Origin of the sequence: Bacillus cereus group sp. N6, assembly GCF_016483705.1 — a bacterium.
In the GTDB taxonomy this organism is placed as follows: Bacteria; Bacillota; Bacilli; order Bacillales; family Bacillaceae_G; genus Bacillus_A; species Bacillus_A wiedmannii.
Genome location: NZ_JAEHBI010000315.1, coordinates 1 through 244 on the forward strand (window position 1 = coordinate 1; position 244 = coordinate 244).

The following is a 244-nucleotide window of genomic DNA, read 5'->3' on the forward strand; positions in this document are numbered from 1 at the left end:
CCCCCCCGCCACCCCTCACCCCCCCCAGCCCGTCGCGCGATTGATCTTCTTGTCAGCAGCATAGACGAAGCAAGAGAAATTGCAGACTGCGCATGGCAATTAGGGGTGAGGTCTATTGCGATTGGTGGAGACTTCGAAAACAACAAAGGGTTCATCCATATAGATATTGCTCCAAAAGGGAAAGACATAAAATATGCCGGAGTTCCTATCTATGGTGGACCAGGAAAGTGGGTGACAGCATGAC

General features: G+C 51.2%; 1 pseudogene. It reads left to right on the forward strand.

From position 1 onward, the window contains the following. Positions 1 to 243 (forward strand): annotated as a pseudogene (locus JDS99_RS31780) (M23 family metallopeptidase); the annotation flags it as partial. Between the last annotated feature and the right edge of the window lies 1 nt (position 244).